The organism is Arthrobacter oryzae (assembly GCF_030718995.1).
GTDB classification, from domain to species: Bacteria; Actinomycetota; Actinomycetes; order Actinomycetales; family Micrococcaceae; genus Arthrobacter; species Arthrobacter oryzae_C.
This window is the reverse complement of the sequence record NZ_CP132204.1, coordinates 4,517,620-4,543,727: the sequence shown is the minus strand read 5'-3', so window position 1 is coordinate 4,543,727 and position 26,108 is coordinate 4,517,620. Positions and strand designations below refer to the sequence as shown.

21 protein-coding genes and 2 tRNA genes are annotated in these 26,108 nt (G+C 65.0%); 9 read left to right on the top strand and 14 right to left on the bottom strand.

Going from position 1 to position 26,108, the window contains the following annotated elements; genetic code table 11:
• Positions 1-47: 47 nt before the first annotated feature.
• From Q8Z05_RS20945 to Q8Z05_RS20935, 3 genes are all read right to left on the bottom strand, one after another.
• Entirely contained in the window at positions 48-581 is a 534-nt protein-coding gene (locus Q8Z05_RS20945) for a GtrA family protein (protein WP_305941431.1), read from the bottom strand.
• Positions 582-616: 35 nt separating this feature from the next.
• The gene (locus Q8Z05_RS20940; protein WP_305943653.1) at positions 617-1,447 is read right to left on the bottom strand and encodes a fumarylacetoacetate hydrolase family protein; all 831 of its coding nucleotides are present in this window, start codon (positions 1,445-1,447) and stop codon (positions 617-619) included.
• A 75-nt stretch (positions 1,448-1,522) separates the two neighbouring features.
• Positions 1,523-2,185 (bottom strand): DUF1684 domain-containing protein, encoded by a 663-nt coding sequence (locus Q8Z05_RS20935; RefSeq protein ID WP_305941430.1) that lies wholly within the window; start codon positions 2,183-2,185, stop codon positions 1,523-1,525.
• Between the two features lie 98 nt (positions 2,186-2,283).
• Here Q8Z05_RS20935 and Q8Z05_RS20930 point away from each other — a divergent pair, with 98 nt between their 5' ends.
• Together Q8Z05_RS20930 and Q8Z05_RS20925 are read left to right on the top strand one after the other, a co-directional pair.
• Positions 2,284-3,108, top strand: coding sequence for a hypothetical protein (locus Q8Z05_RS20930; protein ID WP_305941429.1), 825 nt, complete (start codon positions 2,284-2,286; stop codon positions 3,106-3,108).
• Positions 3,109-3,183: 75 nt separating this feature from the next.
• Entirely contained in the window at positions 3,184-3,990 is an 807-nt protein-coding gene (locus tag Q8Z05_RS20925; RefSeq protein WP_305941428.1) for a transglutaminase-like domain-containing protein, read from the top strand.
• 10 nt (positions 3,991-4,000) lie between these two features.
• On the opposite strand, the gene Q8Z05_RS20920 is transcribed toward Q8Z05_RS20925, so the two are convergent.
• From Q8Z05_RS20920 to bcp, 8 genes are all read right to left on the bottom strand, one after another.
• On the bottom strand, positions 4,001-4,462 hold the full coding sequence (locus Q8Z05_RS20920) for a MarR family winged helix-turn-helix transcriptional regulator (RefSeq protein ID WP_305941427.1): 462 nt from the start codon (positions 4,460-4,462) through the stop codon (positions 4,001-4,003).
• Positions 4,462-5,586 (bottom strand): LLM class flavin-dependent oxidoreductase, encoded by a 1,125-nt coding sequence (locus tag Q8Z05_RS20915; protein WP_305941426.1) that lies wholly within the window; start codon positions 5,584-5,586, stop codon positions 4,462-4,464. The genes Q8Z05_RS20920 and Q8Z05_RS20915 overlap by 1 nt, the downstream gene beginning before the upstream one ends.
• Before the next feature lie 190 nt (positions 5,587-5,776).
• Positions 5,777-9,010 (bottom strand): efflux RND transporter permease subunit, encoded by a 3,234-nt coding sequence (locus tag Q8Z05_RS20910; RefSeq protein WP_305941425.1) that lies wholly within the window; start codon positions 9,008-9,010, stop codon positions 5,777-5,779.
• A 68-nt stretch (positions 9,011-9,078) separates the two neighbouring features.
• Entirely contained in the window at positions 9,079-10,584 is a 1,506-nt protein-coding gene (locus tag Q8Z05_RS20905; protein WP_305941424.1) for a malate:quinone oxidoreductase, read from the bottom strand.
• 79 nt (positions 10,585-10,663) lie between these two features.
• On the bottom strand, positions 10,664-12,337 hold the full coding sequence (locus Q8Z05_RS20900) for an ABC transporter substrate-binding protein (protein ID WP_305941423.1): 1,674 nt from the start codon (positions 12,335-12,337) through the stop codon (positions 10,664-10,666).
• Between the two features lie 212 nt (positions 12,338-12,549).
• Positions 12,550-13,224 (bottom strand): fasciclin domain-containing protein, encoded by a 675-nt coding sequence (locus Q8Z05_RS20895; RefSeq protein WP_305941422.1) that lies wholly within the window; start codon positions 13,222-13,224, stop codon positions 12,550-12,552.
• Positions 13,225-13,473: 249 nt separating this feature from the next.
• Positions 13,474-13,555, bottom strand: a tRNA-Leu gene (locus Q8Z05_RS20890).
• A 146-nt stretch (positions 13,556-13,701) separates the two neighbouring features.
• On the bottom strand, positions 13,702-14,172 hold the full coding sequence (bcp, locus tag Q8Z05_RS20885) for a thioredoxin-dependent thiol peroxidase (protein ID WP_305941421.1): 471 nt from the start codon (positions 14,170-14,172) through the stop codon (positions 13,702-13,704).
• Between the two features lie 96 nt (positions 14,173-14,268).
• On the opposite strand from bcp, the gene Q8Z05_RS20880 reads away from it, so the two are divergent.
• Complete coding sequence (locus tag Q8Z05_RS20880; protein ID WP_305943652.1) at positions 14,269-14,751, top strand: MarR family winged helix-turn-helix transcriptional regulator; 483 nt, start codon at positions 14,269-14,271, stop codon at positions 14,749-14,751.
• A 190-nt stretch (positions 14,752-14,941) separates the two neighbouring features.
• Here Q8Z05_RS20880 and Q8Z05_RS20875 read toward each other — a convergent pair.
• The 3 genes from Q8Z05_RS20875 to Q8Z05_RS20865 all read right to left on the bottom strand — a co-directional run bounded on the left by Q8Z05_RS20875 (position 14,942) and on the right by Q8Z05_RS20865 (position 17,389).
• Positions 14,942-15,017, bottom strand: a tRNA-Lys gene (locus tag Q8Z05_RS20875).
• A 118-nt stretch (positions 15,018-15,135) separates the two neighbouring features.
• Complete coding sequence (locus tag Q8Z05_RS20870) at positions 15,136-16,215, bottom strand: PQQ-dependent sugar dehydrogenase (RefSeq protein ID WP_305941420.1); 1,080 nt, start codon at positions 16,213-16,215, stop codon at positions 15,136-15,138.
• Positions 16,216-16,291: 76 nt separating this feature from the next.
• Positions 16,292-17,389 (bottom strand): sunset domain-containing protein, encoded by a 1,098-nt coding sequence (locus tag Q8Z05_RS20865; RefSeq protein ID WP_305941419.1) that lies wholly within the window; start codon positions 17,387-17,389, stop codon positions 16,292-16,294.
• Between the two features lie 115 nt (positions 17,390-17,504).
• On the opposite strand from Q8Z05_RS20865, the gene Q8Z05_RS20860 reads away from it, so the two are divergent.
• The 6 genes from Q8Z05_RS20860 to serA all read left to right on the top strand — a co-directional run bounded on the left by Q8Z05_RS20860 (position 17,505) and on the right by serA (position 25,910).
• A complete protein-coding gene (locus Q8Z05_RS20860) occupies positions 17,505-18,428 on the top strand; it encodes a LysR family transcriptional regulator (RefSeq protein WP_305941418.1) in 924 nt (307 codons plus the stop codon).
• Between the two features lie 139 nt (positions 18,429-18,567).
• Positions 18,568-20,289 (top strand): dihydroxy-acid dehydratase, encoded by a 1,722-nt coding sequence (gene ilvD, locus Q8Z05_RS20855; RefSeq protein ID WP_305941417.1) that lies wholly within the window; start codon positions 18,568-18,570, stop codon positions 20,287-20,289.
• A 368-nt stretch (positions 20,290-20,657) separates the two neighbouring features.
• Positions 20,658-22,559, top strand: a complete 1,902-nt coding sequence (locus Q8Z05_RS20850; RefSeq protein ID WP_305941416.1) for an acetolactate synthase large subunit — start codon at positions 20,658-20,660, stop codon at positions 22,557-22,559.
• A 2-nt stretch (positions 22,560-22,561) separates the two neighbouring features.
• Positions 22,562-23,074: an acetolactate synthase small subunit gene (gene ilvN / locus Q8Z05_RS20845; RefSeq protein WP_305941415.1), complete on the top strand. Its 513-nt coding sequence runs from the start codon at positions 22,562-22,564 to the stop codon at positions 23,072-23,074.
• Positions 23,075-23,141: 67 nt separating this feature from the next.
• On the top strand, positions 23,142-24,167 hold the full coding sequence (ilvC, locus tag Q8Z05_RS20840; RefSeq protein WP_305941414.1) for a ketol-acid reductoisomerase: 1,026 nt from the start codon (positions 23,142-23,144) through the stop codon (positions 24,165-24,167).
• Between the two features lie 153 nt (positions 24,168-24,320).
• On the top strand, positions 24,321-25,910 hold the full coding sequence (gene serA / locus Q8Z05_RS20835; protein ID WP_305941413.1) for a phosphoglycerate dehydrogenase: 1,590 nt from the start codon (positions 24,321-24,323) through the stop codon (positions 25,908-25,910).
• Positions 25,911-26,108: the final 198 nt, after the last annotated feature.

Below are 26,108 nucleotides of genomic sequence, written 5' to 3'. Positions count from 1 at the left end.
CCGGCCTCGACCGTCGGCGTCCCGCCGTCGGGATCAGCAGCCAAGGGTCAACGGTGCCGCGCGCGGCGGAAGATCCAGTGCCGCAGCAGCGCAAAGCGCACGGCAGTGGCCAGGAACCCGGAGAGCGTGGTGGTCCACAGCTCGTCGGACATGGTGGCGTCGGGATTGACCCAGTGCAGCACCCCCAGGCTGCCTCCGGTGATCACCAGCGCGATGACAATGACCACCATGCCGCTCAGGTGGTCCCTGCCGGCCTTCGCGCGTCCGGCGATCTTGAACGTGAGCCGCCGGTTCAGGGCCGTGTTCATCACCGAGGTCATAATGAGCGCTGCGGCGTTCGCCAGCTGGGACCCCAGCCAGGGCCGGAGCAGCGCGTAGAGGGCCAGCGAGGTCAGCGTGCACACAATGCCCACGCCGGTGAACCGCAGGAGCTGCCGGATGGCGGGGAAGCGAAGGATGCCTCGGTGGTGCTTTGTGGCCGGCGGGCGCCGTTCGGCGTTTCGGGGCCCGGACTGTCGGGGCCCGGACTGCGGCTCGGACTGTTGCGGCAGCAGGATGGCGGGCGCAGCAGGTGATTCCATCGTTCCAGCCTGCCACACTGTGCCGCCCGAACCCGTCAGGCGGGCTCCCGGACCGGGTTCGTCAGTTCCCCTATTCCCTCAACCCGGCAGGTAACGGTGTCTCCGGGGTGCAGCTGTACGCTTTCGGCGGGGAACCCCGTCAGGACGAGGTCGCCGGGGTGGAGAGTCATGAAGGACGTGAGGTACACCAGGATTTCGTCCACCCCCCAGCCGAGGTCCGCGGAGCTGGCCGCCCGGAGCTCGGTGCCGTTGTGCACGATGCGGATGGACAGGGCGGCACTGTCCAGGCCGGTCACGATCCACGGTCCGGCCGGTGTGAAGGTGTCCTGGCTCTTGGCGCTGATCCACAGGTCATCCGATTTCTGGAGTTCGCGTGCCGTGACGTCGTTGCCGACAGTGAAGCCGAGGATGGCCTCCCGGGCATTCTCCGGCGTCAGTCCGCGGGACCTGCGTCCGACGACGATAGTCAGTTCCGCTTCCGGGTCCACCTGGCCCACTCCCGGCGGGAGTTCGATGGCGTCCCCCGGTCCCACCACGCTGGTGGCTGCCTTGTGGAATGCCTGGGGAGGAAGGTCCCGGCCGGCCTGGCCGGTGTTGTGCGCCATGCCCAGGACATTGGCCGGGACGCTGGGCGCGAGGAAAGCAAAAGCGTCTTCGCCGACCACCGAGCCGGGCTGCCAGCCGGTCCGGGGTGCACTGCAGGCATTTGCCCAGGAGCCTGGGAACGGGGTATCGATGACTGTCCAGAGCCTTCCCGCGTCGCAGCCGAAGTCCCGGGCGTCATTGGCTACGAAGAACTGTTCCTGCTTCGAAGCAGGGGAGTGCGGACGGACCCGGGCGATCCGGCGGGGGTGCGATGGTGTCATCATGACATCCTACGTCCCGGCTGCCAGCGCGCGGCTCCCGGCTGCCAGCGCGCGGCTCCCGGCTGCCAGCGCGCGTCAGTACCGTTCGCCCGCCGGGATCTCCACTGCGAGCCGGTTGGACGGGCCCGCCAGCGGGCAGGCCCAGGCTTCGTTGTAGGCGCAGGAGGGGTTGTAGGCGAAGTTGAAGTCGAGGATGAACTCGGCGTCGGGTCCCGATCCGAGCACGCCGTGGAAGGCTCCTTTGATCGTGTCCAGCAGGTAGCGTCCGGCGCCGTAGCTGCCGCCGGGCTGTCCCGCCGTCGCATCCCGGAACGGCACGAAGATGCCGCCGCCGTACCCGTGCAGCTTCCAGACGGCAAGCTGCCCCATCTCGGGCAGGTCGAAAGTGCCCAGGCGAACGAACCGGACAACGCCGTCGGTTCCGGTTTCGACGTTCATTTCCCGGCCGGCGCCTTCTTTCGTCAGGGGAACGTGGAAACGGTAGATGGGGTCGTAGTCGGCCGTGCGCAGGCCGCTGAACGTGGCTTTGGCGGCCGGGGTGAGCGCGGAAGCCGGGTGGGTGCCGAACATCCGGTCGCGTTCCTGGCGCCAGTACGAGTGGGCCTCCGCGGGGCTGTCCACGGCAATCCTTCGGACGTTTTGGTACATGGCGAAGGTCCGGATCCGCCAGTCGGCAATGTCCAGGGCCGAGATGTCCGCGACGCTGTCCTGCTCCATGTCAAAGTGCTGTTCCGCCATGTCCCCAGCGTAGCCCTCTTTACGGAAGGGAAACCCCGTATGCCAACACTCCGGCCGGAACGCGGCGGCCGCAGCGGCGGCGCGGCTACGCTTGCCCCATGACAGGGAAGGCAATGGCCCGCAGGGCACGGCTGGGCGCGGCGTTCATCGTGGCGGTGGCAGCGTTGTCAGGTTGCAGCGGCGACGGCAAGGGCCAGCCAGCCTGGACGGCGGGCAGCAGCCCGTCGGACAGTTCGACGGCGGGCGGGCAGTCGACCTCCGCACCAGAGGCGACCCCCGGATCCTCCGCCAGCGGAACCCGGCCTGGTGGAACGGGAACTGAATCCCCGTCAGCCGGGTCCACGGCAGCGGCGTGGAAGGTCTATTCGGACTCGACTAAGAACGTCAGCTTTGAGCTGCCCCGGGACTGGATCGCCCAGTCTGTCAGCCCGGACCAGGGGACGCTTCCGGGCGCCCTCAAGGTCGAAGTGAAGGATGCCAAGGGTGCCTACGTCGCGACGCTGCAGACCGGACTGCCTTCGCCCTCGGCTGCAGCCTGTGCAGAGGCTGCCCGAAAGCCGTACGTGGTGGTCAGCAGCGTTCCCGTCGACCTGCCGCACCGTGAGGGCGACGGCCTGATCACCCCGCACGTGGTGTTCCGCGTAATCCAGGGCTACAGGTACTTCGGCTCCTACGGCATCACCAACGTGGTGGGCGGAAGCGACGGCAGGGCCTGCTCCCTGCAGAACATCATCCGCGGCCCCGAAGGCAAGGGCGATGTCTCCTTCGGCGACCTGGCTGCGCTCAAGGCCTTTGCCCCGGATGAGAAAGTGGCTCCCGCCAAGGCCTTCGACACCTTGGACCAGGCGGCAAAGTATGTCAACGAAGGGTCTGAATTTGCGAACGTCCAGCGGATGCTAATGTCTCTGGAGATCAAAAGTTAGTCCCGCGCCCGGCCCGTAAACCCAACCGGCCGGCAGCGTGGACTGTTCTGCAACCACCCCACACCCCGGAGATACATGGAACGCAGCGTGGCCGCCCGCCTCGTCTTCAAGACCGCAGCTGAAACCAAAGTCGCATTGGCTGTTGCCGTCGCCAGGAATGAGGGTTATTCGTCACTGGCGGAAACGCTGTCGGTGACTTCCGGGGCGGACCCGGTGCCGGTGACGGAGCTGTCCGACCATCACGGCGGCCGCTTCCACTACATGGAGTTCGCGGAGCCCACCGAGGTGACCGTGGACTACACGGCCACAGTTTCCGGGCTGGCGGTTCCGGAAGAGCCCAACCGCATGGAACTCATCCGGTACGTCCGGCCCAGCCGGTATGCGGAGTCCGACCGCCTGCTGCCCACGGCCTATGCCGAATTCGGCGGCCTCCAGGGCGAAGAGCTCCTGCACGCCGTCCGCAACTGGGTCTTCAGCGAACTCCGTTATGTCAGCGGTTCTTCCCGCGGGACGGACGGCGCCGTTGAGACGCTCCTCAACCGCCGCGGAGTGTGCCGGGATTTTGCGCACCTGGCCATTTCCCTGCTGCGCGCAAAGGACATTCCGGCCCGGCTCGTGGCGGTCTATGCGCCGGGCCTCAGCCCGATGGATTTCCACGCCGTGGCGGAGGCGTATATCAACGGAGCCTGGCACGTCGTCGATCCCACCGGGCTTGCCCCGCGGGAGAGCATGCTGAGGATCACCGCGGGCCGGGACTCCTCGGACACGGCCTTCCTGTCCACGGTGGGCGGAAGCCTGTCCCTGCGGGAGCTTCGCGTCACCGCCGTGGTGGACGGGCAGCTGCCCGAGGAGGACCCGGCGAAACTCGTCGTGCTGGCCTGAGGCCGGGACGCTAGCGCCCGGACACGGACCCGCGGAGCTTCTCGGTAAGCCGCAGGAGCTCGCGCTGTTCGCTGGCGGTGAGGGCCGGGGTGATCAGGGCGGAGATGTCGCGTACGTGCTCCCGCCCGATCTGCTTCTGCAGCTCCCGCCCGGCGTCCGTCAGCTTCAGGAGGACCCCGCGTCCGTCCTGGGGCGCCGGCATGCGCTCCACCAGGCCCCGCTTCTCCAGCCGTTCCACAAGCCTGCTGAGGCTGGACTGGCTGAGGAGGACGTTGTCGTTCAATTCGTTCAGGCGCAGCCAGCCGGACGGGCAGCGCGAGAGCGTGAACAGGACGTCGTATTCGTTGACGGCAAGTGCCTTGAAGGCAGGGCCGGATTGGAGCCTGCGCATCACCGCCACTTGCGCGCGGAACAGCGATTCCCAGGTTTCGGCGGCGAGCCGCACGGGCGACTCGCCGGGCTGCGCTGCCATCAGGCGTCCTGCGCTGTCGGCTTGCTCAGTGAGTCCTCCTGGGCCTGGGCAGCCAGCCGGGTTGCCACCCGTCCGGCGTGCGTCGGGGGTTCCGGGATATGGGCGGGCGTCTTCTCGGCGTATTCCTTCCGGAGCACCGGCAGGACCTCCTCGCCGAACAGGTCGAGCTGTTCCAGCACGGTCTTCAGCGGCAGGCCGGCGTGGTCGATCAGGAACAGCTGGCGCTGGTAGTCGCCGAAGTACTCGCGGAAGGTAAGCGTCTTCTCGATGACCTCCTGCGGGCTGCCGACCGTCAGCGGCGTCTGCGAGGTGAAGTCCTCCAGCGACGGGCCGTGGCCGTAGACGGGCGCGTTGTCGAAGTAGGGACGGAACTCCTTGACGGCGTCCTGGGAATTCTTGCGCATGAAGAACTGTCCGCCGAGGCCCACGATCGCCTGGTCGGCCTTGCCGTGGCCGTAGTGCTCGTAGCGTTCGCGGTAGAGGCCGATCAGCTGCTGGTAGTGCTCCTTGGGCCAGAAGATGTTGTTCGCAAAGAAGCCGTCGCCGTAGTACGCGGCCACTTCGGCAATCTGCGGGGAACGGATGGAACCGTGCCAGACGAAGGGGGCCACGCCGTCGAGCGGACGCGGGGTGGAGGTGAAGTTCTGCAGCGGCGTGCGGTGCTTGCCGGACCAATTCACCGTGTCTTCGTCCCAGAGCCGGCGAAGCAGGCTGTAGTTCTCGATTGCCAGTTCAATGCCGTCCTGGATGTTCTTGCCGAACCAGGGGTAGACCGGTGCCGTGTTGCCGCGGCCCATCACCAGGTCCACGCGGCCGTCCGCCAGGTGCTGGAGCATCGCGAAGTCTTCGGCGATCTTTACGGGGTCGTTGGTAGTGATCAGCGTGGTGGCGGTGGACAGGATGATGCGTTCCGTCTGCGCCGCGATATAGGCCAGTGTGGTGGTGGGGGAGGAAGAGAAGAAGGGGCGGTTGTGGTGCTCGCCGATGGCGTAGACGTCCATGCCGATCTCTTCGACCTTCTTGGCGATGGCCACGGAGGCTTTGATGCGCTCGTGCTCCGTGGGGGTCCGGCCTGTGGTGGGGTCAGTCGTGATGTCGCTGACACTGAATACGCCGATTTGCATGATGTGCCTTTCCGTTGTCCGAACTTCTCCGGGTCTTGTTCCACTATAGCCGATTTACATGCATTTGCATCTATCAGTGGATGTAACGTTCGGCACGCCCGGATATTCCCGTCCGGTCAGGCGGCGGGTTAAGACAGCAGTGCCCGTGCCACCGGGTGGCACGGGCACTGCAGGTGTCCGGGTGCTCGTGCTATTCAGGCTCGCCGGCCGCAGCCCGGCGGCCGGACACCTTGGGCACCATGCCCGTTGTCCAGTCACGGAATTCTGCGTCGACGTCGTCTGGCGGACCGAAGTCGGGACGTTCATGCATGGCACGGAGCAGGGCTTTCTTCTCCCGGCGCCCTTCCACCAGCCGGTAGAGGACCGGCACCAGGACCAGCGTCAGCGCCGTCGAGGAGATCAGGCCGCCGATCACCACGATGGCCAGCGGCTGGGAGATGAACCCGCCGCCGCCGGTCAGGCCCAGGGCCATGGGCGTCAGCGCGAACACGGTGGCGAGGGCGGTCATCAGGATCGGGCGGAGGCGCTGCCGCGCACCGTGGGTGATGGCGTCGGCAACGTTCATTCCGGCCGGGTTCACCCCAGGGATGCCCGCCCGCGGCGTCCGGTACTGGTTGATGAGGTCTATCAGGACGATGGCGTTGGTCACCACGATGCCCACCAGCATCAGCATGCCGATCAGCGACGGCAGGCCCAGCGGCACCCGGGTTACCAGGAGCAACGCGATGGCCCCCGTGGCGGCGAACGGGACGGACACCAGCAGGATGAGCGGCTGGATGAGGGACTTGAATGCCGCCACCATGATCACGTACACAATGGCGATGGCGGCCAGCAGCGCCAGGCCCAGCTGCTGGAACGACTCGGTCTGCTGCGTGGTGGCACCGCCGATCTCCGCCGTGACGCCGGCCGGGAGTTCTACCGCCTTGAGCCGGTTCTGTACCTCGGTGCTCACGGCGCCCAGGTTGGCGCCCGACGGCGTCACTGAGACGCGCGCGGTCCGCTGCCCGTTGCTGGCGGTGATGGAAACCGGGATGTCCACCTGCTCCACGGAGGCGATGCTGCCGAGCGTCACGGCACCGCCCGTCGTCGGCAGCGGGATGTTCCGCACGGCGCTGACGCTGGTGAAGCGGGTGCCCTCGCCGATCTGGACCGGGAAGTCATTGGTGTCGATCCGCACTGTTCCTGCCGGCACCGGGCTGATGGTGGACGCCAGGACGCCTGCCACCTGCTCTTCGTTCAGGCCGGCGGCGACGGCCTTGGCGCGGTCCACCTTGACCTGCACCACGGGCTGGCTTGCTGCCAGGTTGGTGGCAACTTCGGTGCTGCCGGGCACGCCCTCCATGGCCTTGACCATGGCATCGCTCGCGGCCCTGAGGTCTGCGGAGTTGGCCGCCTTCAGGGTGATGTCCACGGTGGACGTGGTGCCGAACCCGCCCTGCTGGGAGCCTACGGAGATCTTGCCGGCGTCACTGATTTTGGCCAGTTCGCCGCGGACGGTTTCCTGGAGCCGTGCCTGGTTGGCCTTCTCCTCGGTGACCACGGTGAACGAGGAGTTGGAGGCGCCGCTGGAGGTCAGGGCAGTGAACCCCGTCTGCGCGTTCCCCGAAGTGACCTGGACGTCCTTGACGCCGTCGATCTCCCTCAGGACTTCCTCGACCTTCACTGCTGCCGCGCTGGTGTCCGCAAGGCTGGTTCCGGCCGGCAGGACCTGGCGGACCGTCATGCTGTTCTCGCCGGAGCGGCCCAGGAGGTCGGTGGCGAGCAACGGTGTCATCGCCGCCGTCCCGCCCAGCACCAGGACAGCCGCGATGAGCGTCACCACCGGATGCTTCTGTGTTTTGTTGAGGATGGGCAGGTAGCCGCGCTGGAGCAGGCTCCGCTGCTCCTTCTCATGGGCCGTGGCGGCGGCTTCCCGGGCGGCCTCCGCCGGCAGCGCGGCGCCCGCGCTGCCGGCCGGCGTTTTCAGGAACCAGTAGGCCAGGACGGGAACGATGGTGAGGGACACCAGCAGCGACGAAAGCAGGGCAATGGTCACCGTCAGGGCGAACGGCCTAAACAGCTCGCCGGCCAGCTCCCCGACAAAGGCGATCGGAAGGAACACAGCGACGGTTGTCAGGGTGGACGCCGTGATGGCCCCGGCCACTTCGCGGATGGACGTGAGGATGGCTGAGAGCTTGGTCTCGCCGTAGCTGAGGTGGCGCTTAATGTTCTCGATGACCACAATCGAGTCGTCCACCACGCGTCCGATCGCGATGGTGAGTGCTCCGAGGGTCAGAATGTTCAGCGAGTACCCCGTGGCGGAGAGCCCGATGAAGGTAATGAGCAGGGACAGCGGGATGGAGACCGCGGTTACCAGCGTGGACCGCACGGACATCAGGAACACCAGGATCACGGCGACGGCGAAGCCAAGGCCCAGCAGGCCCTCCGTGGTGAGGTCCTTGATGGACTTCTCGATAAACGGGGCCTGGTCAAACACCGGCGTAAACTTCGCATTGGACCCAAGCTCCGCCTCGAGCTGGCCGATGGAATCCTTCACCGCATGCGAGATGGCTACCGTGTCGCCTTCAGGCTTCTTCGTCACGGAGAGGGCCAGTGTTTCCTTGCCGTTCGTCCGGGTGATGGACGTCCGCGCGTCGTCCTTGATGCTGACATCGGCCACGCTGCCTATGGTTGCGGCGTCCTTGGCGCCGCCGAGTGGCAGGGCCTTGACGGCGTCCAGGGAGTCCATCGGGCTGCCGATCTGCAGCGAGAGCGTTTTGCCCTGCTCCTCGATGGTGCCGGCCGGAACCAGCGCACCATTGTTTTTCAACGCGTTGCTGATGGACTGGATGGTGGCACCCTTGGCGGCCATGGCCTCGGGGCGGGGAAGGATCTGGATGTGCTGGGTGGCGCCGCCGGTGACGTCGGCGCCCCTCACGCCGTCGAGCTTCTGCAGGCGGGGAACACTGAGCCGCTGCAGGTCGGCGTTCAGCTCACTGAGCGGCTTGTCGGAGGAGACCGCCAGGAACACGATGGGGAAATCGCTGATGCTGCCAGCGATGGCCTGCGGCTGGACGTCGTCGGGCAGTGTCCGCTTGGCGTTGGAGATGGCGCGGTCGATCTGGTTCCGTGCCCGGTCCAGGTTGGAACCGTATGTGAACACCATGGTGATCTGCGAAACGCCCGTGCGGGAGGTGGACGACGTCGACTCGAGCCCCTCGACGCCGTTCAGTGCGGTCTCGAGGGGCCCGCTCACCTGCTTGTCCACCACCTCCGGCGACGCCCCGGGCATGGCCGAGATGACCGTGATTTGCGGAAACTCAATGGAGGGAATGAGTTCCTGCTTCAGGGAGGACATGGTGATCACGCCGAACACCGACGCGAAGACGGTGATCAGCGCGATCAGGGCCCTGTTTGCCAGCGAAAGCTTTGCCAGCCGGTACATCTCATTGTCTCCTGATGGGTTGACGGTCTTGTGGTTGGGGGTGGACCTGCCGTAACCCGATCAGGGCGTCAGCTGGAGGGTGCGTCCACTGCTTCCAGTTGGAGCGTCCTGGCAGTTTCCGCTTCCAGCCGGGCGGCCAGCTCCGGGTTGTCGTTGAGCTTGACGCCGTAGCCGGGCATCATTTCCTTGAGCTTGGACTGCCAGCCCTTGAAGTCCTTGGGGAAGGACTTCTGCAGGAGCTCGATCATGATGGGAACTGCGGTGGAAGCTCCGGGGGAAGCGCCAAGCAGCGCACCGATGGAACCGTCGCGGGCGGCGATCACCTCGGTGCCGAACTGGAGCACACCGCCCTTCTTCGGATCCTTCTTGATGATCTGAACACGCTGGCCGGCCGTGATGAGTTCCCAATCGCCGTCTTTTGCTTCGGGGTAGTACTCGCGCAGGGCCTCCACCTTGTCGCCATGGCGCTTGGCCACTTCCTTGACCAGGTAAGCGGTCAGGTCCATGTTGTCCTTCGCGACGGCCAGCATCGGGATGATGTTGCTTGGCCGGATCGACAGCGGCAGGTCCAGGTACGAGCCGTTCTTCAGGAAGTTCGTGGAGAATCCGGCGTACGGGCCGAACAGCAGCGAACGCTTGCCGTCGACGTAACGGGTGTCGAGGTGCGGAACTGACATGGGCGGAGCGCCCACGGAAGCCTGGCCGTAGACCTTGGCACTGTGCTGGGCGGCGAGGGCCTCGTCGGTGCAGCGGAAGAACTGCCCGGAGACCGGGAACCCTCCATAGCCCTTGCTCTCCGGAATTCCGGAGGCCTGCAGCAGATGCAGCGCACCGCCGCCGGCGCCGACGAACACGAACTTCGCGCGGATGTTGCCGTGTTCTCCGGACTTCTTGTGCTTGAGCGTGAGGTCCCATCCGCCGCCCGGGGCGCGGCGGATGCCGTTGACGTCGTGGCCGTAGTTGATCTCCACGCCGTTGTTGCCGAGGTAACCGGTCAGCTCGCGGGTCAGGGCGCCGAAGTCGACGTCGGTTCCCTCGGCCGCACGGGTGGCGGCAATCCTCTGCTTGGGATCGCGGCCTTTGACGATCAGGGGCGCCCACTTGGCGATCTGGGCGTGGTCTTCGGAGTACTCCATGGAGCGGAAGAGGGTGTTCGGCTTCAGCGCCTCATACCGGGTCTTCAGGAAGTCCGCGTTGGCATCCCCGATCACGAAGCTCATGTGCGGGACTGTGTTGATGAAGCCCTTGGGGGAGCCGATGAGGGAATGGCTGACCAGGTGGGACCAGAACTGGCGGGACAGCTGGAACTGCTCATTGATGTGCAGTGCCTTGGAAGGATCAACCGAGCCGTCTTTGGCTGCGGGAGAGTAGTTAAGTTCGCACAGGGCGGCGTGGCCGGTTCCTGCGTTGTTCCACGGGCCTGAGCTTTCCAGGCCGGCTTCGTCGAGCCGTTCGAACAGCGAGATGGTCCAGTTCGGTTCGAGCTGCTTGATGAACGCACCCAGCGTGGCGCTCATGATGCCGCCGCCAATCAGGACGACGTCGGCATGTTGGGTCTTGGATATGAAAGTCACAATCAGTCTCCGATAGCAGCGGCTCTGGCTGTCACAGAATATCCCCGAGCACCCTACTAACTGAAATTGGGGCAGTCCGTCAAGGTCTTAGCTCCACTTTTGTGAAAACCTCGTTTAATACCGGTGACGCCGGGTACTTCAGCACCCGGTCGGAGAGCGCGAGGGCGGAGATGGGGTAGGCGATCGGCACGGCAGGTACGGATTCGGCAATCTGGGCATTGATGGTGCGGTACTGCTCGGTCCGTTCTTCGCCCTCCGGCAGGCCCCGTGCCCGCGCGATCTTCGAAAAGACCTGCGGGTCCTGGTAGCCGAATTCGCCGGTTTTCTCGCCGAAGAGGGGGCCCACGAAGTTGTCCGGATCAGAGTAGGAACCGTTCCAGCCCAGCAGGTGCAGGGCATGGTCCCCGGGGGTCTGCACTTTCTGCAGGTACCCGTCCGACCAGTCCACCGGAACCGGCTTGATGTTAAGGCCGACGGCGGTCAGTTGCTTACTGAGCTCCGCATACACCTTTTCAGGCGTGGGGAGGTACGGCCTGGTGACGTTGAGGGGGTAGTAGAACTTGAGTTCCTCGCCCTTGTACCCTGCCTCCTCCAGCAGCGCTTTGGCTTTGGCCGGATCGTGGCCCAGGGACGGGGCATTGTTGTTGAACCCGCTGAGCTTGGGCGGGACGAACTGCGTTGCCTGGGCGGTGTTGTCGATGAAGAACCGCCGGATCAGCGTGTCCTTGTCCACGGCCAGCTCGATCGCCTGGCGCACCTTGATGTTCTGCAGGATGGGCACTTCCTGGTTCATGCCGAGATACATCACAGAGAACGGGTCGCGCTGGATGATTTGCTGTCCGCGTTTGACGAGCTGATCGAAGTTGCCCACGGTGACGGCGTCGTAGCCGTCGATCTTTCCGTCGAGGAGGGCCTGGAGCCTGGACTGCGGATGATCGTAGGTGACGAAGTTAATGGTGCCGATCTGGCCCTTGTCACCCCAGTAGTCCTCGTTGCTGACCAGCTTGACGCTGGAGTCTTCCCACGCGGCGAAGCGGTAGGGGCCCGTGCCGACGGGGTGCAGGGCGTAGGCAGACACGGGCTGGCCGTCGCGGGCCAGGCTGAGGCTGTCCGCTTCCTGCGCGGCCATGGCCGTCGGGGAGGACATGGCGAAGGCCGGGAGCGTCAGCGCCTGGAGGAATCCGGTGAACGGCTGCGTGAGGTCGATCCGGACATTCCCCGCGGAGAGGGCCGTGCAGCCCTTGTAAATGGACAGGGATGCCTGGTCGGCGTGGGCCTTGAAGACGCCCTTGAACGATGTGCCGGGGGCCTGCTTCCGGAGGCTCTCCGGGAAATTGAACCATCGGTTGAAGTTGGTGCAGACGGCTGCGGCATCGAAGGTCGAGCCGTCCTGGAAGGTGACGCCCTCACGGAGCTTGAAGGTGTAGGCTCGGCCCTCGTTTGACTCGGCCCACTCGGTGGCGAGCAGGGGAGTGGGCAGTCCTGTGGTCTGGTCCACTCCGACGAGGCCTTCAAGGATTTGCCGGGTGATCCGGTAGGACTCCGTGTCGGAGGCCAGGGCAGGATCGAGGCCCAGTGGCTGGGCCGCGGTGCCGAAGGTGAACGTCGCCGTCGGCGTGGCAGGCGTGCTGGCAGTTGCCGCAGAAGACGACGCCGGCGCAGGAGCGGGCGTGCCTGTGCATGAGGCCAGAAGCAGCGACAGGACCCCTGCACCGATACTGACTGCAATGCGGCGCGATTTACTGCTGGGCACTCGATGATCACCTCTGGACGGCAGGGAGGCCCGCGGACAGCGGGCCGGTCCCCAGTCTAATTGACCGATCCTGAACGTCTGCCGAAGGCGAAAACGCCCGACTTTGGGAGCAGGAACAAAATGGAGGCCCGCACCGGACGGTGCGGGCCTCCATTTCTCCAGGTCGGTCCAGGGAGTCAGGCTGGAGCCGTATCAGGAGCGTTCAGGGGTGATTATTTCGGCATCAGGACGGAGTCCACCAGGTAGACCGTGGCGTTGGCCGTCTGGACGCCGCCGCAGATGACGCTGGCGTCATCGGCCTTCAGCGCATCCTTCGTTCCGGTCACGGTGACCGAGCCGCCCTGGACGGTCTTGTGGGTGCCCACAATGTTGTCGGGGGTGATCTGGCCCGGAACCACGTGGTAGGTCAGGATCTTGCTCAGGAGGGCGTCGTCGGTCTTGAGCGTTTCGATGGTGGCGGCGTCGATTTTGGCGAACGCATCATCCACCGGTGCGAAGACCGTGAATTCGCTGCCGTTCAGGGTGTCCACCAGGTCAACCTTCGGGTTGAGCTTGCCGGACACCGCAGCCGTCAGGGTCTTCAGCAACGGGTTGTTGGAGGCGGCCACCGCGACGGGGTCGAGGGCCATGCCGGCAACCGAACCGGCGCCGTCGGGTACCTGCTCGGCGTAGCCTGCACAGCCCGGGCCAACCAAGTTGGCGGCCGGGTCCATGGCGGCCGAGGAGCTGGCCGACGGTGACGGCGCCATGCTCGAAGCGGACGGCGTGGAAGCCGGCGCCGAGGAACTGGTAGCGGTCGTTGATGAGCCGCCGCATGCCGTCAGGCTCAGCAGTGCTGCAGCTGCAACACCTGCAACGGTGAAAGTTGTGCGCTTGAATGACTGCATTTCGATTCTCCTTGTTAGTGCCGATCATTGCCTGCGGCGAACGACTTTTGCGAACACTGCGCCGGCTGAATTACGACTGTGGGCACCGACCCTTGGTTGGTGTCTCAATGGGTATTCGGCAGTTCGGCAGCAATGGATGGGTGAAGCGGGAGAATCTTTTTTCGCGGAGCTTTCGGGCGCCGGGGGGGGCGACGTTAAACGCCGGAATCCCGGACCGTGAGGCCCGGGATTCCGAGGTTTATGCAATTGTGCGCAAGGGGGGACTTGAACCCCCACGCCCGAAGGCACAGGAACCTAAATCCTGCGTGTCTGCCAATTTCACCACTCGCGCGCGGCGCCGTCGTACGGGGCTTCCGGCTGATCCTGCGAAAAGCAGGAAACGTCCGACGGCGGTGCCAGGGTCCAGTGTACCTTCCGGGCGGCGCCTTCCGCGCGGCGGAAGGACAGGCCCTGCTCACTCGGTCCCGGCGAAATGCCCTAGGCCAGCCCGAGGTCCCGGCGGAGCTTTGCCACGTGTCCGGTGGCCCGCACGTTGTACTGCGCCACGGCGACATTGCCGTCCGGATCCACCACGATCGTGGACCGGATGAGGCCTTCGTAGGTCCGCCCGTAGTTCTTCTTCTCACCCCAGGCGCCATAGGCCTCAGCCACGGCGTGGTCTTCATCGGACAGAAGCGGGAAGGTCAGAGCTTCCTGCTCCGCGAATTTCACGAGCTTTCCGGCGGGATCAGGGGAGACGCCAAGGACGTCGTAGCCATGCGTCTGAAGGGAGGCGAGCGTGTCGCGGAAGTCGCAGGCTTCCTTGGTGCACCCCGGCGTGGAGGCGGCCGGGTAGAAATACACAATGGTGTTTCGTCCGCGATAGTCCTTCAGGCTGACGTCATTCCCTGCGGAATCCTTCAGCGTAAAGTCCGGTGCCGGAGTGCCGGGAATGAGTCGTTCAGCCAAGATTTTCTCCTTAGGAATGTTCTGGACATGCAAGCTTAGTAAGCGCGGGAACCGGGGACGAATCCCACGCTGGCTATACTAAGTTGTATGCCTGATATGGATCGCTGGCCCACTGGGCGCCTTTTGTCCACCGCGGCACGTCTCGTGGAACACTCCTGGAACGAGAAGCTGGGAGCCATCGGGCTGACCCACGCGGGGGTGATAGCCATGGAAGTCCTCTCCGTCAACGGACCCATGACCCAGGCACAGCTTGCCCAGTTGGTCCGTGTTCAGGCCCAGACCATGGGGAAAACCCTGAGCCGGCTCGAGGTTCACGGACACATCCGCCGCGAACGCAGCACCTCTGACCGTCGAAGCCATGTGGTGTCCCTTACCGAGCGCGGAGTTGAGGCCGTGGCCGCGGCAGCGGACATGGAACGCACTGTGCTGGCGGCTGCTTCAATCGATCCGGACGTCCTTCGCCAGGAACTCCAGGCCGTCGTCACCGTCCTGGCCAGCCGCTTCTCGTCTCCGGAGACCAAGGCCATCGTGGCCAGTGCCGAGCCCGGGCTCGCCGTGGACGCTAACAGCGTCAACTAAGCGTCAACTGAAGGACGCCGTCTCCAACCCTGCCCTGTTAAGGCTGCGCCCCGGCTTTCGCTGAACTCGAGGCTGCTTTCGAATACCGGGAGTGAATGTGAAAACCTCAAGACAGCCGTGGTTTGGCGCTGGCCCGGGTAAAGCGAAACCCCGCCTTCATGGCCTGTAGCCAGTGAAGACGGGGTTTCTGTGGTGCACCCCCCGGGACTCGAACCCGGAACCCATTGATTAAGAGTCAATTGCTCTGCCAGTTGAGCTAGAGGTGCAGCTGGTGTTTTGGTTCTTCCCGGGGGCTTTTGTTTCCCTCGTTCATCTCCGCAACGACATGAAACTCTACACGAGTTTTGGCGCAGTGTGAAATCGACGCCTGACTGGACTGCCTGACTAGCGAGGAAGCGCCAAAATCAGCGCAGAATCAGGGTTTTGGTTGTTGGTGAGCATCCATAAAGTGCCGTCCGGGGCCAAGGAAACGTCCCGGATGCGCCCGTATCTGGTTGTGAAATGGCTCACAGGATTCCCGGCATTTTCACCATCGAGCGGAACGGCCCACAGCCGCTGGCCCCGGAGCGCTCCGAGATATGCCGTGGTCCCCACGATCTCGAGGCCGCTGGGGGAAGATTCAGCGGTGGACGGCCAGACCACCTTGGCGTCAATGAAGCCCTGCCTGCCCGGCGCGCCCGTAACCTCCGGCCAGCCGTAGTTTCCACCCGGCTGGATCAAGTTCAGCTCGTCATCCACGGTCGGTCCGAATTCGCTGGACCAGAGCCTGCCCGCGTCATCCCAGTCGAGGCCCTGAACATTCCGGTGGCCGAGGCTGTAGACGGGGTTGTCGCCGAACGGGTTACCCGGGGCGGGCTTGCCCTCGGCGGTGATCCTGAGGATCTTCCCGCCCAGCGCGTTCGGATCCTGTGGCTGGTCGCGGCGTTGTGAATCGCCGGTTCCAACGTAAAGGTGCCCGTCCGGTCCGAAACGGATACGCCCGCCGTTGTGGGTTGAGGCCTTCGGGATGCCGGAGAAGATGGTCTCAGGCCCGCCGAGTCTCAACGCACCCCCCGTTTCCGGCTCTGACAGTGTGAACCGGGCAATCCTGTTGTCCGCCTGGGCCGTGAAGTACGCGAACAGGGACTTGTCGGAGTCGTAGTTCGGAGAGACGGCCAGCCCCAGGAGGCCGCCTTCTCCGCCGGGCACAACCCCGGGGATGCTGCCCAGAACAGTGGTTGAACCGTCCTTGACGGATTTGAGTTCTCCACTGTCACGTTCGGAGATCACGGCCGTGCCGTCGGGCAGGAACACGGTTGACCATGGCAGCCGCAGTCCTTCGACGGTCTCAAGCACCTGTGGTTCCCGGGCCGCCCGGTCACCGCCGGTGACTGAACCCGCGTTGCCTGTGGGGGGCGCGCTGCCTCCTCCGGTACAAGCGGACAGCGCCAGTGCCAGCGCTGACACCAGGGCGGCGGCAGGCATAAGGGGGAGAGCAGCCGTGCGTCTGTGCCCCGCCCTTTCCCGCCTCATGTCGACGCCGGCCTCCCCGCCTGCGTGCCTAGCGCCGGCTACGCCGCGGAGCCCGGAAACCGGCTGCCTCAGCGTGGGCCTCCGACTCGAACCAGACGTCCGCTGTCGTTTCCTCAAAGGCGGGGCTGGTTTCGTCGTGGTAGGTCATCGACTGGGCATCGCCCTTGACGGTGTAACCTTCCGGCCCCCTGCCGTCCGGGCCGGGTGCTGCGGATCCTTCACCGTACGGCTGCTCGGCGGCGAGGTGACCGGCGGGCTCTGCGGTGTGGCTTGCGGCCGCTTCCGTAGCAGCCGAGGAGGCGGCAGCCTGCATGGTTTCGGCATCCCCTTCGGAAAGTGCTCCGCCGCCGGTCACGACGCCGCTGCTCCCGCTGGCCTGAGCGGTTGCTGCGGCCGGCGCCGTTGCGGTGGTGGGCGCCGTCGCGGTGGTGGGCGCCGTTGCGGTGGTGGGCGCCGTTGCGGTGGCCGGGCGCTGGTCCGCCTCTGTTGCGGGCTCCTGGACGTCCTCCGCCGCGGCGGATTCAGCGCCGGGCAGGGTGCGTGCGTGCGGTTCCGTGTACTCAGGGTGGTGAGCCGGGGCCTCGGCCGCGTGTCCCTCGGCCGGAGCGTGCGTGGCTTGTGCTTCCGCCGCATGTGCCTGCGCCGCGTGCGGGGTGCTCCCCGCCTCTGACCACTGTGCTTCCCACTCTGCCTTTTCCTCTGCCTTTCCGGCCACGGCCGTGCGTTCAGGTTCGGCTGTGCCGCCGGTATCTGAAACCCGGCGGGTATCTGTGGAGCGGGCGGTGCCTGCTGGGGGAACATCCCTTTCAGCCGCCGTGTCTTCGTCCCAGTCGTCCACGTCTCCGCCGGCGGTCCTGGCCGTCCCGGCGGAACCGAATCCTGCAGCGGCCGGCATTCCGGTTGTTGCGGCTGCGTCAGCCGACGCTGCTGCTCCGCCTCCGGCGGGGGCTGCGTTACCGGTGGATTCAAGGCGGGAGGTGCCGGTTTCCTCTACCCGTGGAGCGGGCGCGCCGGAGTCGGAGGCCGTTGATGTGCCCGTAGCAGTTCCTGAACTGTTGCGGTTCAGGAGCCACCACACCACTCCTACGATGACCACGATGACAATGACCCAGATAATCCAGTCCATAGCAGAGCCCTTCTGTCCACAAGGCAAGGTTGCCGTTGCTTGACGTTACGTCGGTGTGATTACGGCTGTAAAGGTTCAGGGCGGCAGTCCGCGTGCCGTCCGGTAGCCTCACCTCATGGATCTAAAACGGCTCCGGATACTCCGTGAACTCTCGGACCGGGGCACGGTGGGTGCCACCGCCGAGGCAATGGAGGTGACGCCGTCGGCCGTCTCCCAGCAACTGAAGACCCTCCAGGACGAACTGGGCGTCGTCCTGGTTGAAAAGTCCGGCAGGGGAGTGCGCCTCACCGAGGCGGGCCGCGCCATGGCAGCGGCCGCGGCGGAGGTGTCCACTGCCATGGCGCGCGCTGAAGCCACCATCGACACCTACCGGCAGGGCTGGCAGACGCATGTTAGGGCGGCATTCTTTCCGAGCGCAGCGGAAATGTTCCTCCCCGGCCTCCTGCACCGAGTCAAGGCAGTGGAGGGACTGCGGTTCGAGGCGTGCTTCGAAGACCCCGGCGTGGCGGGATTCACCGCCCTGGCCGCCGACTACGACATCGTACTGGCCCACAGCGTCGATGGTGCCGACGTTTTTGCCCGGCAGGGGCTGGTGGTGGTTCCGCTGCTCAATGAGCCGCTGGACGTGGCCATACCGGCCGGCCACGTCCTGGCGGCCAAGCCTTCGTTGACAGCCAGTGATGTGGTGGGCTTTCCGTGGATGGGCGTCCCCGACGGCTTTCCGTTTGATACGGTGCTGCGCCAGATCGAGGTCCAGGCCGGCTCTCCGGCGGTGCGTGCGCAGCTTTTTCCCGACCTGCGGGTCCTGGAGGCCCTCGTCAGCGCCGGCCACGGGCTGAGCCTGCTGCCGAGATACACGTCGCTGAGAAACCAGGAGCGCGGCTTCGTCCTGCGTCCCCTGCTCGGCGTCACAGCCCGCCGCAGCATTGTGGCGCTCGCCCGGCCGGACGTGGCCGCCCGGACCACCATTGCGCAGGTTCTGTCCATGCTCGAGGCCGAAGCCGCCTCCATCGACGCCGCCGGCGTGCGTGACGACTGACACAGTTTGACCGGCCGTGAGCGGCGAATCTCATTATGTGAGACGAGAGTCCACTATTTGATCGAAATATTCCCGGTTTTCGGCTTAACGCTCTCCGTGAGGTCGTTGGCGTCCCGATCGGAGTCATAGACTTTGACCCATGAGTGAGGACACCCAAACAGCAGCCGAAAACAAGATTGACATCAAGCCCCGCAGCCGGGTCGTCACCGACGGGATCCATGCCGCCCCCGCGCGCGGTATGTTCCGGGCAGTCGGCATGGGCGATGACGACTTCGTGAAGCCCCAGATCGGCGTTGCGAGTTCCTGGAACGAAATCACTCCCTGCAACCTCTCTCTGAACCGGCTCGCCCAGGGCGCCAAGGAAGGCGTCCACGCCGGCGGCGGGTTCCCCATGCAGTTCGGCACCATCTCCGTCTCGGACGGCATTTCCATGGGCCACGAGGGCATGCACTTCTCCCTGGTGTCCCGCGAAGTCATCGCCGACTCCGTGGAAACCGTCATGCAGGCCGAGCGGATCGACGGCTCGGTCCTGCTGGCCGGCTGCGACAAGTCCCTGCCCGGCATGCTGATGGCAGCGGCCCGCCTGGACCTCGCCAGCGTGTTCCTCTACGCCGGTTCCATCATGCCCGGCTGGGTCAAGCTCGAGGACGGCTCCGAAAAGGAAGTCACCCTCATCGACGCCTTCGAAGCCGTCGGCGCGTGCGCGGCCGGCAAGATGAGCATGGAGGACCTGACCCGGATCGAAAAGGCCATCTGCCCTGGCGAGGGCGCCTGCGGCGGCATGTACACGGCCAACACCATGGCCTGCATCGGCGAAGCCCTGGGCATGTCCCTGCCCGGCTCCGCTGCACCGCCCTCGGCAGACCGCCGTCGTGACGAGTTTGCCCGCAAGTCCGGCGAAGCCGTGGTGAACCTCCTGCGCAAGGGCATCACCGCCCGGGACATCATGACCAAAAAGGCGTTCGAAAACGCCATTGCCGTGACCATGGCCTTCGGCGGATCCACCAACGCCGTGCTGCACCTGCTGGCCATCGCCCGTGAAGCCGAGGTTGAGCTCACCCTCGATGACTTCAACCGCATCGGCGACAAGATCCCGCACCTCGGTGACCTGAAGCCCTTCGGCCGCTACGTCATGACGGACGTGGACAAGATCGGCGGCGTACCGGTCATCATGAAGGCACTGCTCGACGCCGGACTGCTGCACGGCGACTGCCTCACCGTTACCGGCAAGACCCTTGCCGAGAACCTCGAGTCCATCAACCCGCCGGACCTCGACGGCAAGATCCTTCGTGCGCTGGACAACCCGATCCACAAGACCGGCGGCATCACCATCCTGCACGGCTCCATGGCGCCGGAAGGCGCCGTCGTCAAGAGCGCAGGCTTCGACGCCGACGTCTTCGAGGGCACCGCCCGCGTCTTCGAGCGCGAACAGGGCGCCCTGGATGCTCTGGACAACGGCAAGATCAAGGCCGGCGACGTCGTGGTCATCCGCTACGAAGGCCCCAAGGGCGGCCCGGGCATGCGCGAAATGCTCGCCATCACCGGCGCCATCAAGGGCGCGGGACTCGGCAAGGACGTCCTCCTCCTGACGGACGGCCGGTTCTCGGGCGGCACCACCGGGCTTTGCATCGGCCACGTTGCCCCTGAAGCGGTCGACGGCGGCCCCATCGCCTTCGTCAAGGACGGCGACAAGATCCGGGTCGACATCGCCGCCCGCACGTTCGACCTCCTGGTCGACGAGGCCGAGCTGGAATCCCGCAAGATCGGCTGGGAGCCGCTTCCGGCCAAGTTCACCAAGGGCGTGCTCGCCAAGTACGCCAAGCTGGTGCACAGCGCATCCACCGGCGCATACTGCGGTTAGCCAGGTTTCGACAGGCTCAACCACCGGACGGTGGTTGAGCCTGTCAAACCCGCTTCGGCTGACTGATCCCGGCAGGGGGATCAACCAGTGGACAATGGCGTCCACATGGTGAGATGCGTATCGTCGTCGTTGACACGCTTCCCACCAGAGGGAAAACTGAACGCATGATCGCATTCGTTACTAGCTGCGCCGCTGCAGAGGCAGTCGTCGTCCTTACCAAGCGCGTGGCTCAATAGCCCGACTGGTAACGAACCGTCACGCGCAACCCCTCGAAGAGCCTCACGGCTGAGGGGTTTTTTTATTTGTTGCACATATTGAACCCGTCATGAGAACTACCCGCTAATAAAGATCCACAAAGGAAGAGTCCGATGAGCAAAGGATCGCCGATCAGCCCCTCGCTGATGGCTACAAAGTCCGCTGGAGCCCCCAAGGCTCCGGAACGCGCCGACCGCACGGCCGACGCCGGCGTCGACCACGTTGCTGCTGTCTCTCCTGTCCTTGGACCGAACAACGTCGTACCCCCGACGGTGATGACCGGTTCGCAAGCTATTGTCCGCTCGCTCGAAGAACTCGGCGTGGACGATATTTTTGGTTTGCCCGGTGGCGCGATCCTGCCCACCTACGACCCCTTGATGGCTTCCCGCATGAATCACGTGCTGGTCCGTCACGAACAGGGAGCCGGCCACGCCGCGCAAGGCTACGCCATGGTTACCGGGCGGGTGGGCGTGTGTATCGCCACCTCGGGTCCCGGAGCCACCAACCTCGTTACCGCCATCATGGATGCGCACATGGACTCCGTGCCTCTCGTAGCCATTACCGGCCAGGTGTCCAGCGGAGTCATCGGAACGGACGCTTTCCAGGAAGCTGACATCGTGGGCATCACCATGCCGATCACGAAGCACTCGTTCCTGGTGACGGACCCCAATGACATCCCGCATGTCATGGCCGAAGCGTTCTACCTTGCGTCCACGGGCCGGCCCGGTCCGGTGCTGGTGGATGTTGCCAAGGATGCCCAGCAGGGCCAGATGACCTTCTCCTGGCCGCCGAAGATCGACCTGCCGGGCTACCGTCCCGTCACCCGCGGCCACAACAAGCAGGTTCGCGAAGCAGCGAAACTGATCGCTGCGGCCAGCAAGCCCGTGCTTTACGTCGGCGGCGGCGTGGTCAAGGCGCATGCTTCCGCGGAGCTGCGGGAACTCGCTGAAATCACCGGCGCCCCCGTCGTCACCACCCTGATGGCCCGAGGCGTCTTCCCGGACTCGCACCCGCAGCACGTCGGCATGCCCGGCATGCACGGCACGGTGTCCGCCGTCACCGCGCTGCAGCAGTCGGACCTGCTCATTACCCTGGGTGCCCGTTTTGACGACCGGGTGACCGGAGTCCTGAAGACGTTCGCACCGAACGCCAAGGTGATCCACGCGGACATCGATCCGGCCGAGATCTCCAAGAACCGCACGGCGGACGTTCCGATCGTGGGTTCCGTCAAGGAGATCATTCCGGAACTCACCGACGCCGTGAAGACGCAGTTCGCTGCCTCGGGCAAGCCGGACCTGGAAAACTGGTGGGCGTTCCTGAACAACCTGAAGGAAACCTACCCGCTGGGCTGGACTGAGCCGGAGGACGGCTTGACTGCACCGCAGCGCGTCATCGAACGCATCGGTGCCCTGACCGGTCCCGAAGGCATCTACGTCGCAGGCGTTGGCCAGCACCAGATGTGGGCCGCCCAGTTCATCAAGTACGAGCGGCCCCACGCCTGGCTGAACTCCGGCGGAGCAGGCACCATGGGCTATGCGGTTCCCGCGGCCATGGGCGCCAAGGTTGGCGCACCAGATCGCGTGGTCTGGGCCATCGACGGCGACGGCTGCTTCCAGATGACCAACCAGGAACTGGCCACCTGCGCCATCAACAAGATCCCCATCAAGGTTGCGGTCATCAACAACTCCTCGCTGGGCATGGTGCGCCAGTGGCAGACCCTCTTCTACGAGGGCCGCTACTCGAACACCGACCTGAACACCGGGCACGAAACGGTCCGTATCCCGGACTTCGTGAAGCTGGGCGAGGCCTACGGCTGCGCGTCCTTCCGGTGTGAGCGCGCCGAGGACATCGACGCCACTATCCAGAAGGCCCTGGAGATCAATGACCGCCCCGTGGTCATCGACTTCGTCGTGAGCCCCGACTCCATGGTGTGGCCGATGGTGCCCGCCGGAGTCAGCAACGACCAGATCCAGGTTGCCCGCAACATGACCCCGGAATGGGAAGAGGAGGACTGAACATGACCCGCCACACACTGTCCGTTCTGGTCGAAGACAAACCCGGTGTGCTGACCCGCGTCGCGAGCCTCTTCGCGCGCCGGGCCTTCAACATCAACTCCCTTGCCGTCGGCCCGACGGAAGTTCCGGGCATGTCCCGGATGACCGTCGTCGTCGACGCAGACGGTGACCTGATCGAACAGGTCACCAAGCAGTTGAACAAACTTGTCAACGTGATCAAGATTGTTGAACTGACCTCAGAATCTTCCGTACAGCGAGACCACATCCTGGTCAAGGTACGTGCGGATGCCGCAACACGCCTGCAGGTGACCCAGGCTGCAGACCTGTTCCGCGCTTCAGTGGTTGACGTCTCCACAGACTCGGTGGTCATTGAAGCAACCGGCCACCCCGAAAAGCTCGCCGCACTGCTGTCAGTGCTCGAGCCCTTCGGCATCCGCGAAATTGTGCAGTCCGGCACCCTGGCCGTTGGACGGGGATCCCGCTCCATGAGTGACAGGGCCCTGCGCAGCGCTTAAAGGCACAGCGTAACGCAGCACCACGAATTATTTACACCAGAGAAACCACTCAAAAGGAGTTACGCAAGTGACTGAAATGTTCTACGACGACGACGCAGACCTGTCCATCATCCAGGGCCGGAAGGTAGCCATCGTCGGCTATGGCTCGCAGGGCCACGCCCACGCCCTGAACCTGCGCGACTCCGGCGTCGACGTTACGATCGCCCTCAAGGAGGGCTCGTCCTCGATCGCCAAGGCACAGGATGCCGGCTTCACGGTCAAGAACGTCGCCGACGCCGCCGAATGGGCCGACGTCATCATGATCCTGGCGCCGGACCAGCACCAGCGCTCGATCTACAACGACTCCATCAAGGACAAGCTGACCCCGGGCAAGGCCCTGGCCTTTGCGCACGGCTTCAACATCCGCTTCGGCTACATCGAGGCACCGGAGGGCGTTGACGTCATCCTCATCGCTCCGAAGGCTCCCGGTCACACCGTGCGCCGCGAATTCGAAGCCGGCCGTGGCATCCCGGACATCATTGCGGTCGAGCAGGACGCCACCGGCGCTGCCTGGGACCTCGCCAAGTCCTACGCCAAGGCCATCGGCGGTACCCGCGCCGGTGTCATCAAGACCACCTTCACCGAGGAAACCGAAACGGACCTCTTCGGCGAGCAGGCCGTTCTCTGCGGCGGTGTCTCCCAGCTGGTCCAGTACGGCTTCGAGACCCTGACCGAGGCCGGCTACCAGCCGCAGATCGCCTACTTCGAGGTCCTTCACGAGCTCAAGCTCATCGTTGACCTCATGTGGGAAGGCGGGATCGCCAAGCAGCGCTGGAGCGTTTCCGACACCGCCGAGTACGGCGACTACGTCTCCGGTCCGCGCGTCATCACCCCCGAGGTGAAGGACAACATGAAGGCTGTCCTCGCCGACATCCAGTCCGGCGCCTTCGCCAAGCGGTTCATCGAGGACCAGGACAACGGAGGCGTTGAGTTCAAAGCCCTGCGTGCCAAGGCTGAGCAGCACCCGATCGAGGCCGTAGGCCGCGAGCTGCGCTCCCTGTTCTCCTGGCAGCAGCAGGACGAGGACTACGTCGAAGGTTCTGCCGCCCGCTAAGGCTGCCTGCAGCCAAGGCCAACGGCCGGGCGCCTGCCAGGCGCCTTACAGAAGCCAACGGTGAGGCCGGGTTCACACTTAACAATGTGAGCCCGGCCTTTCCGTCAGCCTAGACTTGATTTATCCCCCGGACTGCAACGCAGAGGATCAGCCGTGTCAAAACCCGTAGTACTGCTCGCCGAAGAACTTTCCCCCGCCACAGTCGAGGCCCTCGGCCCGGACTTTGAAATCCGCCAGACCGATGGCGCCGACCGTTCCCAGCTGCTCTCTGCCATCGCGGATGTTGACGCCATCCTGGTCCGCTCTGCCACGCAGGTGGACGCCGAAGCCATCGCCGCGGCCAAGAACCTCAAGGTCATTGCCCGCGCCGGCGTCGGCCTGGACAACGTCGACATCAAAGCGGCAACCCAGGCCGGTGTCATGGTGGTCAACGCGCCGACGTCGAACATTGTCTCCGCCGCTGAACTGACGGTGGGCCACATCCTGAGCCTCGCCCGCCACATCCCGCAGGCAAGTGCCGCGCTCAAGGACGGCGAATGGAAGCGCTCCAAGTACACGGGCATTGAACTTTACGAGAAGAAGATCGGCATCATCGGCCTCGGCCGGATCGGCGCCCTTGTGGCAGCCCGCCTGAAGGGCTTCGACACCAAGATCCTGGCGTACGACCCCTACATCACTTCCGCCCGCGCCGCCCAGCTGGGTGTGCAGCTGGTGACCCTGGACGAGCTGCTGGCGCAGTCGGACTTCATCACTATCCACATGCCCAAGACGCCCGAAACGGTCGGCATGCTGGGCGCGGAGGCGTTCAAGAAGATGAAGAAGACCGCCTACGTCATCAACGTTGCCCGCGGCGGCCTCGTGGACGAGGAAGCCTTGCACGCTGCCCTGAAGGACGGCGAAATCGCCGGTGCCGGCGTTGACGTCTTCGTCAAGGAACCCAGCACCGACCTGCCGTTCTTCGAGATGGACAACGTGGTGGTCACCCCGCACCTTGGTGCATCCACGGATGAAGCCCAGGAAAAGGCAGGCGTCTCCGTCGCCAAGTCCGTGCGGCTTGCCCTGGCCGGCGAATTGGTACCCGACGCAGTCAACGTTGCCGGCGGCGTCATCGCTCCGGACGTGCGCCCGGGCATCCCGCTGATCGAGAAGCTGGGCCGCATCTTCACCGCGCTGACCCACGCCTCGCTGACGCAGTTCGACGTCGAAGTTGCCGGTGAGATCTCCTCCCTGGACGTCAAGGTGCTGGAACTGGCCGCGCTCAAGGGCATCTTCGCCGATGTCGTGACCGAACAGGTTTCCTATGTCAACGCCCCGGTGATTGCCGAGCAGCGCGGCATCAACGTCCGCCTCATCACCACGCCGGACACCGAGTCCTACCGGAACCTCCTGACCCTGCGCGGCGCCCTGAGCGACGGCAGCCAGATCTCCGTGGCCGGAACGCTGACGGGTCCCAAGCAGATCCAGAAGCTCGTGGGTGTCAACGGCTACGAGGTGGAAATTCCCATCAGCGAGCACCTCGTGGTGGTGGCCTACGCTGACCGTCCCGGCGTGATTGGCACCATCGGGCACATCCTGGGCATGAACAACATCAACATCGCCGGCATGCAGGTTGCGCGCCAGGCCGAGGGCGGCCAGGTCCTGGCCCTCCTCACCATTGACAGTTCGGTTCCGCAGCAGGTCCTTGACGCAATCAAGGCCGGCATCGGTGCCGAGATGGTCCGGGAAGTCGACCTCGAAGACTGACTTCCGCCTATTCGGTGAACATCTCGTGACAGAGGTTAACTTCTGCCACGTATGATTGGCCGGTCTGCGTACAATGGCTGGGTCCGATTTTCGGATCCGGCCGGCAGACCGGCCATTATTTTTTGCACACCCGGCAGGGGACGCCTTCACATCCATTTGGAGTGACTGAGGTGTGCGCTCACGCAATACAGCTTTCAG

Coding starts and splice junctions, on each gene's coding strand:
- Q8Z05_RS20945 (WP_305941431.1), bottom strand. CDS start 581: ATGGAATCACCTGCTGCGCCCGCCATCCTGCTGCCGCAACAGTCCGAG.
- Q8Z05_RS20940 (WP_305943653.1), bottom strand. CDS start 1,447: ATGACACCATCGCACCCCCGCCGGATCGCCCGGGTCCGTCCGCACTCC.
- Q8Z05_RS20935 (WP_305941430.1), bottom strand. CDS start 2,185: ATGGCGGAACAGCACTTTGACATGGAGCAGGACAGCGTCGCGGACATC.
- Q8Z05_RS20930 (WP_305941429.1), top strand. CDS start 2,284: ATGACAGGGAAGGCAATGGCCCGCAGGGCACGGCTGGGCGCGGCGTTC.
- Q8Z05_RS20925 (WP_305941428.1), top strand. CDS start 3,184: ATGGAACGCAGCGTGGCCGCCCGCCTCGTCTTCAAGACCGCAGCTGAA.
- Q8Z05_RS20920 (WP_305941427.1), bottom strand. CDS start 4,462: ATGGCAGCGCAGCCCGGCGAGTCGCCCGTGCGGCTCGCCGCCGAAACC.
- Q8Z05_RS20915 (WP_305941426.1), bottom strand. CDS start 5,586: ATGCAAATCGGCGTATTCAGTGTCAGCGACATCACGACTGACCCCACC.
- Q8Z05_RS20910 (WP_305941425.1), bottom strand. CDS start 9,010: ATGTACCGGCTGGCAAAGCTTTCGCTGGCAAACAGGGCCCTGATCGCG.
- Q8Z05_RS20895 (WP_305941422.1), bottom strand. CDS start 13,224: ATGCAGTCATTCAAGCGCACAACTTTCACCGTTGCAGGTGTTGCAGCT.
- Q8Z05_RS20880 (WP_305943652.1), top strand. CDS start 14,269: ATGGATCGCTGGCCCACTGGGCGCCTTTTGTCCACCGCGGCACGTCTC.
- Q8Z05_RS20870 (WP_305941420.1), bottom strand. CDS start 16,215: ATGCCTGCCGCCGCCCTGGTGTCAGCGCTGGCACTGGCGCTGTCCGCT.
- Q8Z05_RS20865 (WP_305941419.1), bottom strand. CDS start 17,389: ATGGACTGGATTATCTGGGTCATTGTCATCGTGGTCATCGTAGGAGTG.
- Q8Z05_RS20860 (WP_305941418.1), top strand. CDS start 17,505: ATGGATCTAAAACGGCTCCGGATACTCCGTGAACTCTCGGACCGGGGC.
- ilvD (WP_305941417.1), top strand. CDS start 18,568: ATGAGTGAGGACACCCAAACAGCAGCCGAAAACAAGATTGACATCAAG.
- Q8Z05_RS20850 (WP_305941416.1), top strand. CDS start 20,658: ATGAGCAAAGGATCGCCGATCAGCCCCTCGCTGATGGCTACAAAGTCC.
- ilvN (WP_305941415.1), top strand. CDS start 22,562: ATGACCCGCCACACACTGTCCGTTCTGGTCGAAGACAAACCCGGTGTG.